The sequence below is a fragment of the Achromobacter sp. T5-5 genome (assembly GCF_055397965.1).
In genome coordinates this window covers 5,564,754-5,579,892 of the sequence record NZ_AP027919.1, presented here as the reverse complement: position 1 = coordinate 5,579,892, position 15,139 = coordinate 5,564,754, and the positions used below count along the sequence as shown (strand labels likewise).

15 protein-coding genes are annotated in these 15,139 nt (G+C 66.6%); 8 read left to right on the top strand and 7 right to left on the bottom strand.

Annotated elements, in window-relative coordinates:
• Nucleotides 1-48 precede the first annotated feature (48 nt).
• The 3 genes from ACZ50Q_RS25215 to ACZ50Q_RS25205 form a co-directional block, all read right to left on the bottom strand.
• Nucleotides 49-360: a hypothetical protein gene (locus ACZ50Q_RS25215; RefSeq protein ID WP_464079871.1), complete on the bottom strand. Its 312-nt coding sequence runs from the start codon at nt 358-360 to the stop codon at nt 49-51.
• 97 nt (nt 361-457) lie between these two features.
• Nucleotides 458-1,219: a polymorphic toxin type 44 domain-containing protein gene (locus ACZ50Q_RS25210; RefSeq protein WP_464079870.1), complete on the bottom strand. Its 762-nt coding sequence runs from the start codon at nt 1,217-1,219 to the stop codon at nt 458-460.
• Between the two features lie 185 nt (nt 1,220-1,404).
• A complete protein-coding gene (locus ACZ50Q_RS25205; protein ID WP_464079869.1) occupies nt 1,405-1,632 on the bottom strand; it encodes a hypothetical protein in 228 nt (75 codons plus the stop codon).
• A 223-nt stretch (nt 1,633-1,855) separates the two neighbouring features.
• Here ACZ50Q_RS25205 and ACZ50Q_RS25200 point away from each other — a divergent pair, with 223 nt between their 5' ends.
• From ACZ50Q_RS25200 to ACZ50Q_RS25190, 3 genes are all read left to right on the top strand, one after another.
• Nucleotides 1,856-2,785, top strand: a complete 930-nt coding sequence (locus tag ACZ50Q_RS25200; RefSeq protein ID WP_464079868.1) for an NUDIX hydrolase — start codon at nt 1,856-1,858, stop codon at nt 2,783-2,785.
• A gap of 82 nt (nt 2,786-2,867) precedes the next feature.
• Nucleotides 2,868-3,752 carry a carboxylating nicotinate-nucleotide diphosphorylase gene (gene nadC / locus ACZ50Q_RS25195; RefSeq protein WP_464079867.1) on the top strand — a complete coding sequence of 295 codons (885 nt, stop codon included), beginning with the start codon at nt 2,868-2,870 and terminating at the stop codon, nt 3,750-3,752.
• Between the two features lie 80 nt (nt 3,753-3,832).
• The gene (locus ACZ50Q_RS25190; RefSeq protein ID WP_464079866.1) at nt 3,833-4,819 is read left to right on the top strand and encodes a tripartite tricarboxylate transporter substrate binding protein; all 987 of its coding nucleotides are present in this window, start codon (nt 3,833-3,835) and stop codon (nt 4,817-4,819) included.
• Nucleotides 4,820-4,877: 58 nt separating this feature from the next.
• Here the strand turns inward: ACZ50Q_RS25190 and ACZ50Q_RS25185 are convergent, their stop codons facing one another.
• Nucleotides 4,878-5,555, bottom strand: a complete 678-nt coding sequence (locus ACZ50Q_RS25185) for a tellurite resistance TerB family protein (RefSeq protein ID WP_464079865.1) — start codon at nt 5,553-5,555, stop codon at nt 4,878-4,880.
• Nucleotides 5,556-5,738: 183 nt separating this feature from the next.
• On the opposite strand from ACZ50Q_RS25185, the gene ACZ50Q_RS25180 reads away from it, so the two are divergent.
• The gene (locus tag ACZ50Q_RS25180) at nt 5,739-6,137 is read left to right on the top strand and encodes an OsmC family protein (RefSeq protein ID WP_076518787.1); all 399 of its coding nucleotides are present in this window, start codon (nt 5,739-5,741) and stop codon (nt 6,135-6,137) included.
• A 97-nt stretch (nt 6,138-6,234) separates the two neighbouring features.
• On the opposite strand, the gene fabI is transcribed toward ACZ50Q_RS25180, so the two are convergent.
• From fabI to gloB, 3 genes are all read right to left on the bottom strand, one after another.
• Nucleotides 6,235-7,020 (bottom strand): enoyl-ACP reductase FabI, encoded by a 786-nt coding sequence (fabI, locus tag ACZ50Q_RS25175; protein WP_464079864.1) that lies wholly within the window; start codon nt 7,018-7,020, stop codon nt 6,235-6,237.
• Between the two features lie 117 nt (nt 7,021-7,137).
• Nucleotides 7,138-8,556 (bottom strand): transglycosylase SLT domain-containing protein, encoded by a 1,419-nt coding sequence (locus tag ACZ50Q_RS25170; RefSeq protein ID WP_092579664.1) that lies wholly within the window; start codon nt 8,554-8,556, stop codon nt 7,138-7,140.
• A 7-nt stretch (nt 8,557-8,563) separates the two neighbouring features.
• Nucleotides 8,564-9,385, bottom strand: a complete 822-nt coding sequence (gene gloB, locus ACZ50Q_RS25165; protein ID WP_092579662.1) for a hydroxyacylglutathione hydrolase — start codon at nt 9,383-9,385, stop codon at nt 8,564-8,566.
• A gap of 19 nt (nt 9,386-9,404) precedes the next feature.
• Between gloB and ACZ50Q_RS25160 the strand changes: the two genes are divergently transcribed.
• The 4 genes from ACZ50Q_RS25160 to ACZ50Q_RS25145 all read left to right on the top strand — a co-directional run bounded on the left by ACZ50Q_RS25160 (nt 9,405) and on the right by ACZ50Q_RS25145 (nt 15,134).
• The gene (locus ACZ50Q_RS25160) at nt 9,405-10,184 is read left to right on the top strand and encodes a class I SAM-dependent methyltransferase (protein WP_464079863.1); all 780 of its coding nucleotides are present in this window, start codon (nt 9,405-9,407) and stop codon (nt 10,182-10,184) included.
• Between the two features lie 80 nt (nt 10,185-10,264).
• Nucleotides 10,265-10,726: a ribonuclease HI gene (rnhA, locus tag ACZ50Q_RS25155; RefSeq protein ID WP_464079862.1), complete on the top strand. Its 462-nt coding sequence runs from the start codon at nt 10,265-10,267 to the stop codon at nt 10,724-10,726.
• Nucleotides 10,727-10,925: 199 nt separating this feature from the next.
• Nucleotides 10,926-12,002, top strand: coding sequence for an efflux RND transporter periplasmic adaptor subunit (locus ACZ50Q_RS25150; protein ID WP_092579656.1), 1,077 nt, complete (start codon nt 10,926-10,928; stop codon nt 12,000-12,002).
• 33 nt (nt 12,003-12,035) lie between these two features.
• Nucleotides 12,036-15,134: an efflux RND transporter permease subunit gene (locus tag ACZ50Q_RS25145; RefSeq protein ID WP_464079861.1), complete on the top strand. Its 3,099-nt coding sequence runs from the start codon at nt 12,036-12,038 to the stop codon at nt 15,132-15,134.
• Nucleotides 15,135-15,139: the final 5 nt, after the last annotated feature.

Sequence of the window (15,139 nt, the reverse complement as noted above, 5' to 3'; positions counted from 1 at the left end):
AAATGGCGGATTTGATCGACGAGATTGCCCGTTTCGGACTAGTACTGCTTACTTATGCCACTGGTCGTGGAAACGGGGGGCGGAGAAACGGGCAAAGAAGCCATGCCGGATTTCCGTGCGTTCGATCCGGGCTGCGGGGCCGATGTACACGTCTATGCGGCTGAATGGTTCGGTGATGTGAAGCACGTCTCTGCTGGCGACGGGAAAGGAGAGCGTGACCCACATGTCAGGGGGCGGGTTCATGGCGGTAGGAATGAATGCCGACTGACCCGGCGATAACTCGCGCTTCGTAACGCTGAACTCAGTGTCCAAAAAAAAACCGATGGTCTCGTCGGCTTTCGGGGAATAGTGCAACGCCACGATCGGTCTGCAGAGCCACATGAACAGGAACCAAACCAGGAAACAAACCCAGAGACCGCGACATATCAGTTTCAGACAGCGCATCTCGGTAGATTCCCTACTTTGCGGCGCAGCGATGCGCCCGTTTCGCCTGGCGTCCATGCGTGCCCCAAGGCAGCGGTGCTGTATCAATCATTTGAAGCAGCTTTTCAACAGTCAACGCGTGAGGGGGAGCATTGCGGAGGAGCTCAGCGCCAAGTCTGATTGAGCGATGATCCTGAATATCGTCAGCGCTGGCGGGCCATGGTCCCAGTTCCGGGTTGTCATGCTGTGGTTGAGCGTTCCAGCGATTGTGCAGATACTGCGCCAAGCCAGCGCCATTAATCATTTCTAGTGCGCTGAACCCCAGGGCAACCCCGACGTAACCGTAATGGATGTTGGACCAAATATCGTAGAAGTATTCATAGTCACGGTACTTGTGCCAACCGCGCTCCAACTCGGTCGGGAATTTTTCCTTCAAAACGCGCTTATGATCCCACGGGCGCCCCGGCGCGACGCGCTCGGTCCACAGGGCATACGCCGCCGCCTTCTGCCCCGCCGCTATTCCGTAGTAATCGGGCGGCCCACCGATGCGGCCATACCAAGGCTGTCTGCGCCATTGCTCGAGCCACTCGTCCGGATCGGCCGAATTTGCCGCCGCGATCTTTCGGCCTTCGATGGTGAAGGGGTTGGTCTTCATTTCCCGGACCATGTACTGCGCAATGGGCACGACGCTATCGGCGTGCTCGCAAACAATGCTTCGTGGACCGTCCGTGCGGCGCGGCGCCGCGCCCGCATCCAGAATACGTTTGCCCGCTTCGATGATTTCCTTTCGCTGCATGCCTGGCTCCTGTGACCGCCAGAGTCTGCGGAGCGCACGGAAGGCGAACAATCAGCGAAGTCTGAAATTCAGGGGGAAGCGTGAGAGGCTGCGTGGGGCGCGACCCAGCGGGTGTGGAGGCGAAGGATGGCCCGCCGTCCTGACGGTGCGGGACACGCGTCAGGAGGCGGTGGTCGTGGGCGGCGTCAGCCCTTGCGGTTTTCGTAGGACGTATCCAGCACATCGTCCTCGGGGGTGATGATGCCGGGTTCGCCGGGTTCCGCGATGGCGCGGCCGCGCCGCGGCATGCCGGCGACGACTTTGCTCTGGTCCGGCATCGGCAGCACCTCGGTGCCCTTGCGCGGATCGGCGCTGGGCTTGTCCGCGTCGGCAGGCTTGGGCGCAAGATTGGGGTCAGGGGCGGTTTTCAACATGGCGATCCCTCCGTGTGTGGGCGTCCCAGGATGGCGACGCGCCTTGAGTCCAATTCCATCTTAGGACCAGCGCGCGGTCTCATGGCCGATTGGGTTGTCACGATTGCAAGGGGCTGTTGCAGCACTCCGTCCTTATAATTCCTGGCGCCGCGCGGCGGCTTTTCGCGGCGGCCTTCCCAGCGCGGCTTCCCGCCGCCTTTCATCTCCAGATCCTGCGCCTACCTTGACCGAACCCGTCGAACGCTCCGTCCATGCTGAACTCGTTGCCGTGCTGGTCGCCGTGACCCACGGCGAACCGCGCGTGTTGACGACCGACGATGCGCGCGCCTTGCCGGCGGGGCCGTTCGAACAGTCCCACCGGTCGCTGCAGGCGGGCCTGCGCGCTTGGGTGGAGACGCAGACCCATCATCCGCTGGGCTATGTCGAGCAGCTCTACACCTTCGCCGATGGCGACCGTTCGGACGAGTCCGGTGTCCGGGTCATGTCGGTCAGCTATCTGGGCCTGACGCGGGAAGCGGGCGAGACCGGTGTCGCGCAAGTGGGGTGGCAGGACTGGTATCGCTACTTTCCATGGGAAGACCGGCGCACCGGCACGCCTGCGCTTGTCGAGGACGTGATCGTGCCCCGGCTGTCCGCCTGGTGCGAAGACAGCGCCGATGACGCCGTGCGTGCGCGCCGCCGCCAACGCGCCGCCATCACCTTCGGGCTGGACGGCGCGTCCTGGAACGAAGACATGGTGCTGCAGCGCTATGAGCTGCTGTTCGAGGCCGGGCTGGTGCCCGAAGCCGTGCGGCGCAGCGGCGGCGAGGCCGCGCTGCCCGGGCAGCCGATGCGGCACGACCATCGGCGCATCCTGGCCACCGGCATCGCCCGCCTGCGGGCCAAGATCAAGTACCGGCCGGTGGTGTTCGAATTGATGCCCGAGGAATTCACGCTGTTGCAGCTGCAGATGGCGGTGGAAGCCTTGGCGGGCCGCGGCCTGCACAAGCAGAATTTCCGCCGCTTCATCGAGCAGCAGGATCTGGTGGAGGAGACCGGCGCCATGGCGACCGGCACCGCCGGGCGTCCCGCCAAGCTGTTCCGGTTCCGGCGCGACGTGCTGCTGGAACGCGCCATCGCGGGCAGCAAACTGCCGTTGTCGCGCGCGCTTTGACGCTTGACAAGGCTTATGCTCGTCTTTAGCATAAGTGTTGCGCAATGTTTGCGCGCCTTTTTTTAACTTCAAAATACTCAAAATGAGCATTAAAGCCGCCACGCCCGCCGCGATCGACCGCCTGCCTGTTCCGCCGCTGCCGGACGTCATGCTGGAGCCGCTGGTGCGCGCGGCGCTGCTGGAAGACCTGGGCCGCGCCGGTGACCTGACGACGGACGCCATCGTCCCGGCCGACGCCACCGCCGAGACGCGACTGGTCGCGCGTCAGGAAGGGGTGCTCGCCGGCCTGGACCTGGCCCGCCTGGCGTTTCGCGTGATGGACCCGCGCATCGAATTCACGGTGTCGCGCCGCGACGGCAGCGACCTGGCGCCGGGAATGGAGATCGCGCGCATCCACGGCAACGCCCGCGCCATGCTCAGCGCCGAGCGCGTCGCGCTCAACTTCCTGTGTCACCTGAGCGGCGTGGCGACCGCGACGGCTTCCATCGCGCGCGCCATCGCTGGTCATGGCGCGCGGGTCACGTGCACGCGCAAGACCATGCCGGGCCTGCGCGCCGTGCAGAAGTACGCGGTGCGGGTGGGCGGCGGCAGCAATCACCGCCACGGGCTGGATGACGCCGTGCTCATCAAGGACAACCACATCGCACTGGCCGGGGGCGTGGCGACGGCCGTCGAGCGCGCGCGCGCCGGCGTCGGGCACATGGTCAAGATCGAACTGGAGGTGGACACGCTGGAGCAGCTTGAAGTGGCGCTGGCGCTGGGCGTGGACGTGGTGCTGCTGGACAACATGAGCCTGGACGACCTGCGCCGCGCCGTCGCCATGGCGCGTGGCCGGGCCATCACCGAAGCGTCGGGCCGTATTACGCCGGAAACCGCGGCTGCGGTGGCCGCCACCGGCGTGGACCAGATCGCCGTGGGCTGGCTGACCCATAGCGCCAAGGTGCTCGACATCGGCCTGGACGCCTGAGTCCTTCCGCCGGCCATGCCGGCTTCGCTCAATCTGCGGCAAGGGCCAGCGCCCGCGCCGCGACTTCATCGGTTGGCATCATGAAACGTCTGCTGCTCACGTCCCTTACCCTGCTTGCGCTGTCGTTGACCGCCTGCGGCAATCCCCCGTCGGGCGAAGCGCCGGCTGATGCCGCGTTTCCGTCGCACCCGATCACCATCGTGGTGACGTTCCCGCCTGGCGGCGGCACCGACCTGCTGGCCCGCCGCATCGGCGCCAGCCTGCAGGAATCGCTGGGCCAGCCGGTGATCGTGGAGAACCGCCCGGGCGCCAGCGGCAACATCGGCGCGCGCATCGTCGCCGAGTCGCCGCCCGACGGCTACACGCTGCTGATGGTGAACAGTTCGTTTGCGATCAATCCGGGCGTCTACCGCAATCTGGGCTTTTCGCCCAAGCAGGATTTTTCCGCGGTCATCAATGTGGCCTTCGTGCCGTCGGTGTTCGTCGTGCCGGCGGCGTCGCGGCTGCGCAATCTCGATGACGCGCTGGCGGCGGCCGCGCCTGGCGCGCCGCTGCCCTTCGCCTCTTGCGGCAACGGCACGCCGCAGCATCTGGCGGGCGAGATGCTGGCCCGGGCAACCGGCGCTGTGCTTCAGCATGTGCCGTACAAAGGGTGCGGTCCCGCCCTGACGGACGTGGCGGCCGGGCAGGTGGGCATGGGCGTGGTGACGGCATCGAGCGCCGCGCCGCTCATCGCGGCGGGCAAGCTGCGTGCGCTGGCGGTGACTTCGCCCGCGCGGTCGCCGCTGCTGCCGACCGTGCCGACGGTGGCCGAGCAGGGCGTATCCGGCTATGCGCTGGACCAGTGGCACGGTCTGCTGACGCCAGCGGCGACGCCGCCCGCGGTGGTCGACAAGCTCAACGCGGCGGTGGCAAGAATCGTGCGGCGGCCGGACATGCAAGCGTCTCTGCGCGAGCAGGGCTTCACGCCCGCCAGCAGCACGCCGCGCGAATTCCAGCAGATGATCGCGGCGGACATCGACCGCTACACCGCGCTGACGGAGGCGATCGGCCTGCGGGCAGACTGAGGCGGCATTGCCGCGGCGGGGGATCAGGCCGCTGCGCGGCGGCTCGGTCCGGCCGGCTTCAGGCAGCCGCCTTGGCGTGCGACTCCAGTTTCTCTTTCAGGCCCGGTTCCAGCTTGAGCTGGCGCGCCAGTTCATCGAGGTAGGCGCGTTCCATGTAGCTTTCCTCGTCCACGACGAGCAGGCTGGCCAGGTACATTTCGGCCGCCATCTCGGGCGTCTTGGCCGACTGCGCAATCACGCCGGGATCCAGCGGACGCGACAGCTCAGCCTCGAGCCAGCGGCGGTCTTGGGTGTCGGACGACAGCTTGGCCAGTTCGGTTTCCAGGAGGGCCTTTTCCTCGGGGCCGATGTGGCCGTCGGCCTTGGCCGCGCCGATCATGGCGGTGAGGACCGCATTGCTGTGCTGTTCGGCTTCGGGCGCCGGCAGGCGGTCCAGCGTCTGGGGCGGGGCGGCGGGCGCGCCGGCCTGGCTGCGTTGCCAGTCGCCGTAGGCGCGATACGCCAGCGCGCCCAGCGCGGCCATGCCGCCGTACATCGCGACCTTGCCGCCGATCTTTCGGGCCTTCTTGCTGCCCAGCAGCAGGCCGAGCGCGCCGGCGCCCAGGGCGCCGCCGCCCAGTCCGGTCAGGAAGGACGACCCCTTGCCGCCGGTGGCGTTCTGCACGCGGTTCGTGGTGTCGGAAAGCAGGCCTTGTCCGGACTGCAGCAGTTGATCGAGTAATTGCCGGGCGCTCATGCGGCCTCCTGTAAACGTTCAGTCAGCCTTATCGGACCGGGCCGGCGGCGTTAAGTTCAGCTTTTCGTCAGCGAGCGGATCCGGCCCCGCAAAGCCGCGCGCAAGTGCTACAACCGTCTTCTGGTGCCGGTCGTCCGGTCTTGCGGCCGACCATGGCAACCCCCACCACAGGAGAACAGCCCCATGAGCATCCGCGTGCGCCAGAATGCGCCCCAGACCCTGCAATTCACCGCGACGGCCGAAGGCCACGACCTGCCGCTGGACATGCCGCAGCCCCAGGGCGAGGGTCCCGATCCGCATGATTACTTCGACACCGCGCTGGGCGGCTGCAAGGCGATGACGGTGATGGTCTACGCGCAGCGCAAGGGCCTGCCGCTGGAGTCGATCGGGGTGGAGGTGGTGCGAGACGCCAGCGAGGAGCGCCGCGGCGTGTACAGGCTAACCGCGAAGCTGACGCTGCACGGTGAGCTGTCCGACGCCCAGATCGACGAGTTGCTGGCCGTGGCGGAGAAGTGTCCGATCCACAAGCTGATGACGGCGGTGGACGTGCAGGTGTCCACGCTGATCGTGCGGCAGGATTGACAGGCCGGGTGGACGGCCCGGCTGAAACGCGGCGGGCAATCCCCGCGATTCGGGGGTAGATCGCCCGCGGCAGGGCGGCGCGCCGCCCCTTGCGTGCTTACTCTTCCATGCCCGGGACGATGGTCGAGAACCCGCCGTCCACGTGGGTGATTTCGCCCGTGACGCCGGCGGCCAGGTCCGACAGCATGAAGGCGGCGACGTTGCCGACGTCTTCGATGGTGATATTGCGGCGCAGCGGGGCCTGGCTTTCCACGAACTTCAGGATGGCCGAGAAGTCCTTGATGCCGCTGGCGGCCAGGGTCTTGATCGGGCCGGCGGAGATGCCGTTGGCGCGGATGCCGCGCGGGCCCAGCGCCGAGGCCAGGTAACGCACGCTGGCTTCGAGGGATGCCTTGGCCAGGCCCATCGTGTTGTAGTTGGGGACCACGCGCTCGGCGCCCAGATACGTCAGCGTCAGCACGGAGCCGTTGCGGCCTTCCATGAGGGGCAGGGCGGCCTTGGCCATGGCGGCGAAGCTGTAGGCGGAGATGTCGTGGGCGATGCGAAAGCCCTCGCGCGACAGGCCGTCCAGGAAATTGCCGGCGATGGCTTCGCGCGGGGCGAAGCCGATGGAATGGACCAGGCCGTCCAGGCCGTCCCACTGCTTGCCGAGTTCGGCGAAGGCGCCTTCGATCTGGCTGTCTTCGGCCACGTCGCAGGGCAGCACGATGTTGCTGCCGAAGTCGGCGGCGAATTCGCTCACGCGGTCCTTGAAGCGATCACCCACATAGGTGAACGCCAGTTCGGCGCCCTGCTGGTGACAGGCGCGCGCGATGCCGTAGGCGATGGAACGGTTGGAAAGCACCCCGGTGACCAGGATGCGCTTGCCGGCAAGAAAGCCCATAGATGTGTCCTTTGATTTTTTCCCTTCTGGAGACCGCCTATTTTAGGGAATTTGGCGGTCCAGCGGGCGTACCGGCGCGGCGCCGGTCTGGGGCGCCGCGCCATCCCGGGCGGGGTGTCAGCCGCGGGCGTTCGTGCCCGGCACGCGAAGCTGCGTGCCGATCTTCAGGGCGCTGCCCTTGATGTTGTTGAGCGCGCGCAGCGCGTCGACGGTGGTGCCGTACTGCTTGGCCAGCGAGAACAGGGTGTCGCCCTGGCGGACCTTGTGGCTGCGCACGTTGGGACGGGCGCTGGCGACGCGGGCGGCGGGCGCCTGCGCCACGCGGCCGCGCGGCGCGGCGGCCTTGTTGTCCTGCGGTGCCGAATCCAGCGCACCCACCGGGGCGGCCAGCGAGGCGATCTGCACGCCGCCCGTGCCGGGGTCGCCCGGCACCAGCAGCGCCTGGCCATTGGCCGATTTCTGGCGCCGGCTGATGTCGTTGGTCTCGCGCAGGGTGGCCTCGGACACGCCGAAACGCTTGGCGATGGATGCGTAGGACTCGCCGCGGCGCGTGTGGTAGACCTTCCAGGCGGTCAGGTCGCCCTTGTAATTGGTGAGATTCGCGTTGAAGATTTCGACGCGGTCGGCCGGCAGCAGCAGGGTGGGGCCGTGGTCGCCGCGGATGACCGGGCGGTTGAAGGACGGGTTCAGGGCCTTGAATTCGTCCAGCGGCATTTCGGCGAGCTTGGCGGCGATTTCCAGGTCGATGTCGCTGTTCTTCTGCACCGTCACGAAGTAGGGCGTATTGCCCACGGGCGGCAGCGCCACCGCATACTTTTGCGGGTCGGCGATGATGTTCTTGATGGCCTGCAGCTTGGGCACGTAGTTCCGGGTCTCGTCCGGCATGTTCAGCGACAGGTAGTCGGTGTTCAGGCCGGCGGCCTCGTTCTTGGCCATGGCGCGCTGCACCGAGCCTTCGCCCCAGTTGTAGGAGGCCAGGGCCAGGTACCAGTCGCCCTGCATTTCAAACAGCTTTTCCAGGTAGTCCAGCGCCGCGTTGGTCGAGGCGATGGGATCGCGGCGCTCGTCGCGCCACCAGTCCTGCTTCAGGTTGAAATGCTGGCCAGTGGCCGGCACGAACTGCCACAGCCCCGACGCCTGCGCGCGCGACAGCGCGGTCGGGTTGTACGCGCTTTCCACGAAGGGCAGCAGCGCCAGTTCGGTGGGCAGGCCGCGGCGATTGATTTCATCGACGATGAAATACAGGTATTTTCCGGCGCGTTCGGCCATGCGCTGCACCGACTCGGGGTGGGACGCGTAGTAGTCGGTCCACTGCTGCGAGAGGTCGGTGTTCAGGTTGGGGATGGCGAAACCGCGGCGGATGCGGTCCCAGGCGTCGACCGGCGGGTTGGTCAGGTCGACCGTCCGGGACGTGTCCCGGGCGATATAACGGCCTTGGGAATTGGTGGTGAGGTTCTTGCTATCGGGGGCTTTGGTTCCTGCGCAACCGGCGAGGACTGCCAGCATGAGCGGCAGAAGGAGTCGGGATAGATTCATCAGGTTGTCACTTGAAATCGTTCTTCCATTCACGAAGGGAGGCAAAGACCTCTACCGGCGTATTCTGGGTGCGTCCGGCCCGGCTTGCGGCGGCCTGGACGACGTCGGGCTGCTGCGTGCGCAGGAACGGATTGGTCGCGCGTTCCTGCCCAATGGTCGAAGGAAGCGTGGGGTGACCATCCGCGCGTAGTTGCTGGGCCCGCAGGTGCCACGATTGCAGGTCGCGGTTGGCCGGTTCGACGGCCAACGCCCAGCGAAGGTTCGCTAGAGTGTACTCGTGTGCGCAAAAAACTTTTGTATCCGCCGGTAAAGCGGAAAATTTTTCCAAGGAATCAAACATTTGCGAGGGAGTGCCCTCGAAAAGCCGACCACAGCCGCCGGCAAACAGCGTGTCGCCACAGAACAGCGCGGGCTCGACGCCGGCCGCGCGGCCGACATAGGCGATGTGCCCGGCCGTGTGGCCCGGAACGTCCAGCACGCGCAGATCCAGGTCCAGTTCCGGCAGGGTCACGCGGTCGCCTTCGACGAGGGCAACATCGCAGCGCGGGAGCTTTTCGCGTGCGGGCCCATATACGGTGATGCCCTCGATGCGGGACAATTCCGGTACGCCGCCCACATGGTCGCCATGGTGGTGCGTGAGTAGAATGGCGCGCAGCTTCAAGCCTTGCTGATCCAGGAACCGCAGCACCGGGCCGGCATCGCCGGGGTCCACGACTGCCGCCAGGCCGTCGCGGACGATGGCCCAGATGTAGTTGTCGGAGAAGGCTGGCAAAGGCAAGACCGCGGCGTTGCGCTCGCGGCCGCCTGCGGGGGCGGTCAAGGCTTGCATGGGATTCGAAGGAATAAACGTGGCAGAAGAAACTCCGCCGATTGTAGAACTGGCCGAATGGTTCCAGACGCCGCCGGGCCAGTACGTGCTGGCCTGGGAGCGCGCCCAGTTCGACGCGGCCGTCGCGGACGTCTTCGGATATTACGCCTGGCAGGTCGGCCTGGCCGACATGAACCTGCTGCGCGCCAACCGGATGCCGTTCAAGGGCTACGTGGGCACCGAAGCCCCCCAGCAGGAAAGCATGGCCGGCTGGCAGTCGCGGGCGGTCGTCGCCCAGCCCGAGGCCCTGCCGTTCGAATCGCAGAGCGTGGACCTGCTGATCCTGCCGCACACCTTCGAATGCACGTCCGAGCCCCACAACGTGCTGCGGGAGGTCGAGCGCGTGCTGGTGCCGGAGGGCCGCGTGGTCATTTCCGGGTTCAATCCCTGGAGCATGTGGGGCGCGCGCACCCGGATGCCGGGCATGGAGCCCTGGCTGCCGCAGCCGCCGTCGTCCCAGGTATCGCCGGCGCGGCTGAAAGACTGGTTCAAGCTGCTGTCGCTGGAGGTCGATCAGAGCCAGTTCGGCTGCTACGCGCCCGCCTGCCGCAGCGAAAGATGGTTGCAGCGCTGGAGCTTCCTGGAATCGGCCGGCGCCCGCTGGTGGAGCCTGGGCGGGGCGGTGTACATGGTGTCGGCGGTCAAGCGCGTGGCCGGCATGCGTATCATCGGGCCGGCCTGGAAGACCAAACCCAAGCGCGCGCGCGCCGCGTCGGTGGTGGTCAACCGCCACGCGGACGACGGTTTCGACCCCTCTTGAGCGGTCAAGCCCGCATCACATTGCAAGCACAAGCATAAGCACAAGCCCAAGCCCAAGCACAAGGACAAGCACGCAGCACCATGCAGGACAGCAAATCGAACGAGCAGAAAGTGGAAATGTGGACCGACGGCGCCTGCAAGGGCAATCCCGGTCCTGGCGGATGGGGCGTGCTGATGCGCGCCGGGGCGCACGAAAAAACGCTGCACGGCGGCGAACTCCAGACCACCAATAACCGGATGGAACTGCTGGCGGTCATCGAGGGCCTGCGCGCGCTCAAGCGCCCCTGTGCCGTCACGATCCACACCGACTCCCAATATGTCATGAAAGGCATGACCGAGTGGCTGGCGAACTGGAAGCGGCGCGGCTGGATCACTTCCGACAAAAAGCCGGTGAAGAACGCCGAGCTCTGGCAGGCGCTGGACGAACAGGTGCAGCGCCACCAGGTGGCCTGGCGCTGGGTCCGCGGCCACGCGGGCGATCCCGGCAACGAGCGCGCCGACGAACTCGCCAATCTGGGCGTCCAGGCCGCCCGGCGCGGCTGAGCGCGGGCGACCCCGCCCCGCGGGCATCAGGACATACCCTCGAATCGGCCCCCCGGGCGGATTAAGTTCTTTCATCGGGCTTCAGGATTGTTCCAGTATGTAAATTCGGGTGCTAAAGTGCCAACCCTCAATCCAGTTCCTGCGGCGTCGTCCGAGTGGGGTATGCCCGGCCCGCGCCGCATCACCGCCACATTCGCGCATGAAAAAAGCAGTACTGCTGGCCGCGGTTGCGGCAGGGTTGGCCGCGGGGGCCGCGCTCGGCGTTTTTGTGCCGCGCTGGCTGGCGCCGCCCGCCCCGACCGCCCAGGCCGTTTCCAAACCCGCTCCCGCCGCTCCGGCCCGGGTGGCCGTTGCCGCTGTCCAGGAAGTCCCCTTTGCGCGCGGGCTGTCGGCCGTCGGCAGCCTGCGTTCCGATGAGTCGGTCGTCCTGCGGCCGGAAGTGGCCGGGCGCATCCAGTCCATCGAATTCAAGGAAGGCCAGCCCGTCAAGCAGGGCCAGCTCCTGATACGCCTGGATGACTCCGTGCCGCGCGCGGAACTGGCGCAGGCGCGCGCCAACCTGACGCTGGCGCAAAGCCATTACCGCCGCGCCGTGGAACTGCAGGGCAAGGGCTTCGTCAGCCAGCAGGCGCGCGACGAGTCGGCCAGCACGCTCAAGGTCCAGGAAGCCGCCGTGGCGCTGGCGCAGGCGCGGCTGGACAAGATGACCATCTCCGCCCCGTTCGCCGGCATCGTCGGCCTGCGCAGCGTGTCGGTCGGCGATTACGTGAACCAGGGCCAGGACCTGGCGCCGCTCGAAGCGATCGACCCCCTGAAGGTGGACTTTCGCGTGCCCGAGATGTATCTGAGCAAAGTGGGCGTGGGCCAGCAGTTGACCTTGCGCCTGGACGCGCTGCCCGGGCAGGAACGCCGGGGGCTGGTGTACGCCGTGAGCCCGCTGGTCGACGCGGGCGGCAGGTCCATCCTGCTGCGCGCCACCGTGGCAAACCAGGACGGCGTGCTGCGGCCCGGCATGTTCGCCCGGGTGCAACTGCTCTTTAGCGAGGACAAGGCGCTGGTCGCGCCCGAGGCCGCGCTATCGCCGTCGGGCGAAACGCAGTACGTTTACCGGGTCGAGAACGGGGTGGCGAAGCGGCGCGAAGTGACGATCGGCGAACGGCGCGAGGGCCGCGTCGAGATCCTGACCGGCGTGGCCGCCAATGACATGCTGGTGGTCTCGGGCCTGCAGCGCGTGACGGATGGCGCGTCCGTCACCATCGTGGGCAACGGCTCGTAGCGCCGGCCCCTCCACACTTTCAGCGGTAGCGCCATGCGTATCTCGGAAACCTGTATCAAGCGGCCGGTGTTCGCGTCGGTCCTGTCGCTGGTCATCGTGCTGATCGGCCTGATCTCGTATTCGCGCCTGACGGTGCGCGAATACCCCAAGATCGACGAGCCCATCGTGTCGGTGGACACCACCTACAAGGGCGCGTCGCCCGAGGTGATCGAATCGCAGGTGACCAAGCCGCTGGAAGACCAGTTGGCGGGCATCGAGGGCGTGGACGTCATGACCTCGCGCAGCCGTTCCGAACGCAGCCTCATCAACATCAAGTTCAACCTGTCGCGCGATCCGGATGCCGCGGCGGCCGAAGTGCGCGACAAGGTGTCGCGCGCGCGGCGCTTCCTGCCCGACGAAATCGACGAGCCCATCATCGGCAAGGTCGAGGCGGACTCCCAGCCCATCATCTACATCGCGGTGGAGTCGGGTTCTTTTTCGGCGATCCAGACGTCCGACTACATCAACCGCTATATCAAGACGCGCCTGTCGGTGTTGCCGGGCGCGGCGGAAGTGCGTGTCTTTGGCGAGCGCCTGCCGTCCATGCGCATCTACGTGGACCGCGACAAGCTGGCGGCCTACGGCCTGACGGTGCAGGACGTGGAGGCCGCGCTGCGCAGCCAGAACGTGGAAATTCCGGCGGGCCGCATCGAATCGCGCGCCCGGGAATTCTCGGTGGTCTCGGCGACCGACTTGCAGACCCCCGCCCAGTTCGAGGACGTGATCGTCGCCAACGTGAAGGGATACCCGGTGCGGCTGCGGGACGTGTCCAAGGTGGAGATCGCCGCCGCCAATGACCGGATCCTGTCGCGCTTTAACGGCAAGCCGGCCATCAATATCGGGGTCACGCGGCAGTCGACCGCCAACCCGCTCGAGCTCTCCAAGGCGGCGCGCGAGGAAGTGGCGCGGCTGAACGAAACCCTGCCCGCCGGCATGAAGCTGAACATCGCCTACGACTCGTCGGTGTTCATCGAGCGTTCCATCGATTCCGTGTTCCACACCATTCTCGAAGCCATTGTCCTGGTGGTGCTGGTGATCTTCTTTTTCCTGCGCAATCTGCGCGCCAGCATCATTCCCATCGTCACCATTCCGGTGTCGCTGGTGGGCGCCTGCGCCCTGATGTACCTGTTCGGCTTTTCGATCAACACGCTGACGCTGCTGGCCATGGTGCTGGCGATCGGGCTGGTGGTGGACGATGCCATCGTGGTGCTGGAGAACATCTACCGCCACATCGAGGACGGCATGCCGCGCAAGGAAGCGGCGCTGCGGGGGTCGAAGGAAATCGGCTTCGCGGTGGTCGCCATGACCATGACGCTGGTCACCGTATATGCGCCGCTGGCCTTCGCCACGGGCCGCACGGGCCGGCTGTTCATCGAATTCGCGCTGGCGCTGGCGGGCGCGGTGCTGGTGTCCGGCTTCGTGGCGCTGACGCTCACGCCCATGATGTGTTCGGTGCTGCTGCGGCACGAGAGCAGCCACAGCCGCTGGTACAACCTGATCGAAGGCTGGCTCAACGCCATGAGCAATGGCTACCGGCGCATGCTGGGTGCGTCGCTGCGGCATCGCTGGGTGGTGGTGGTGATCGGGCTGGCCGTGGCGGCGGGTAGCGGCGTGCTGTTCAAGGTGGTCAAGAGCGAACTGGCGCCGGTCGAGGACCGCGGCGTGGTGTTCGGCATCGTCAATTCCCCCGAGGGCGCCACGCTGAACTACACGCTGGACAGCATGCTGGGCATCGAAAAATTCTATGCCGACATCCCCGAGGCCAGCGGCAGCCAGGTCACCGTGGGCTTTCCGACGGTCACGGACGGTACCGCGATCCTGCGCCTCAAGCCCTGGGAAGAGCGCGAGCGCAAGCAGCAGGCCATCACCCAGCAATTGCAGCCGCAATTCGCGTCGCTGCCGGGCGTACGCGCCTTCCCGACCAATCCGCCGTCGCTGGGCCAGTCGGCGCGCTCCAAGCCGGTGGAATTCATCATCATGAGCCAGGCCTCGTATGAAGAGCTGTCGCGGCTGACCGGCATCTTCCTGGCCGAACTGCGCAAGTATCCGGGGCTCCTGAATCTGGACACCGACCTGCGCCTGAACACGCCCGAGCTGCGCGTGCGGGTGGACCGCGACAAGATGGCCGACGTGGGCGCCAACGTGGACGTCGTGGGCCGCACGCTCGAATCCATGCTGGGCGGCCGCCAGGTCACCCGCTACAAGGACGAAGGCGAACAATACGATGTGATCGTGCAGGTGACGCCGCGCGACCGCGCCAATCCCACCGATATCTCGGGCATCTACGTGCGCGCGCGCGACGGCAGCATGGTCCAGCTGGACAACCTGCTGGGCGTGCACGAAGGCGTGTCGCCGCAGTCGCTCAATCACTTCAACCGCCTGCGCGCCGTGAAGATCGACGCGGCGGTCGCGCCCGGCTACGCGCTGGGCGAAGTCCTGGAACACATGCACCAGGTGGCGCGCGAGGTCCTGCCCAACACCATCATCACGGACCTGGACGGCCAGTCGCGCGAGTTCCGCGATTCGTCGGGCAGCATCTACCTGGTCTTCGCGATGGCGCTGGCCTTCATCTACCTGGTGCTGGCCGCGCAGTTCGAGAGCTGGCGCAATCCATTCATCATCATGCTGTCCGTGCCGCTGTCCATGACCGGCGCGCTGCTGGCGCTGTGGCTGACGGGCGGCACGCTGTCGATCTATAGCCAGATCGGCCTCATCACGCTGGTCGGGCTGATCACCAAGCACGGCATCCTCATCGTGGAATTCACCAACCAGCTCCGCGACGAGGGCAGGGAACTGTACGAAGCCGTGGTCGAAGCCAGCGTGCTGCGCCTGCGCCCCATCCTGATGACGACCGGCGCCATGGTGCTGGGCACGGTGCCGCTGGCGCTGTCGACCGGGGCGGGGGCCGAATCGCGCCAGCAGATCGGCTGGGTTCTGGTCGGCGGGCTGATGCTGGGTACACTACTGACCTTGTTCGTCGTGCCGGTGGCCTACACGCTGATTGCCGCCGCACGCAAGAAGCCAGGCAAGACCGGCAGCGAAGCGCCTCATGCGCACACGCCGCCCGCCTCGCAGCCCCAAGCGTCGGAATAGTGAGT

What these genes read in the sequence shown, in the direction of transcription:
- ACZ50Q_RS25210 (WP_464079870.1), bottom strand. Translation starts at nt 1,219, where the DNA reads ATGCAGCGAAAGGAAATCATCGAAGCGGGCAAACGTATTCTGGATGCG.
- ACZ50Q_RS25205 (WP_464079869.1), bottom strand. Translation starts at nt 1,632, where the DNA reads ATGTTGAAAACCGCCCCTGACCCCAATCTTGCGCCCAAGCCTGCCGAC.
- nadC (WP_464079867.1), top strand. Translation starts at nt 2,868, where the DNA reads ATGAGCATTAAAGCCGCCACGCCCGCCGCGATCGACCGCCTGCCTGTT.
- ACZ50Q_RS25190 (WP_464079866.1), top strand. Translation starts at nt 3,833, where the DNA reads ATGAAACGTCTGCTGCTCACGTCCCTTACCCTGCTTGCGCTGTCGTTG.
- ACZ50Q_RS25185 (WP_464079865.1), bottom strand. Translation starts at nt 5,555, where the DNA reads ATGAGCGCCCGGCAATTACTCGATCAACTGCTGCAGTCCGGACAAGGC.
- ACZ50Q_RS25180 (WP_076518787.1), top strand. Translation starts at nt 5,739, where the DNA reads ATGAGCATCCGCGTGCGCCAGAATGCGCCCCAGACCCTGCAATTCACC.
- fabI (WP_464079864.1), bottom strand. Translation starts at nt 7,020, where the DNA reads ATGGGCTTTCTTGCCGGCAAGCGCATCCTGGTCACCGGGGTGCTTTCC.
- ACZ50Q_RS25170 (WP_092579664.1), bottom strand. Translation starts at nt 8,556, where the DNA reads ATGAATCTATCCCGACTCCTTCTGCCGCTCATGCTGGCAGTCCTCGCC.
- gloB (WP_092579662.1), bottom strand. Translation starts at nt 9,385, where the DNA reads ATGCAAGCCTTGACCGCCCCCGCAGGCGGCCGCGAGCGCAACGCCGCG.
- rnhA (WP_464079862.1), top strand. Translation starts at nt 10,265, where the DNA reads ATGCAGGACAGCAAATCGAACGAGCAGAAAGTGGAAATGTGGACCGAC.
- ACZ50Q_RS25150 (WP_092579656.1), top strand. Translation starts at nt 10,926, where the DNA reads ATGAAAAAAGCAGTACTGCTGGCCGCGGTTGCGGCAGGGTTGGCCGCG.
- ACZ50Q_RS25145 (WP_464079861.1), top strand. Translation starts at nt 12,036, where the DNA reads ATGCGTATCTCGGAAACCTGTATCAAGCGGCCGGTGTTCGCGTCGGTC.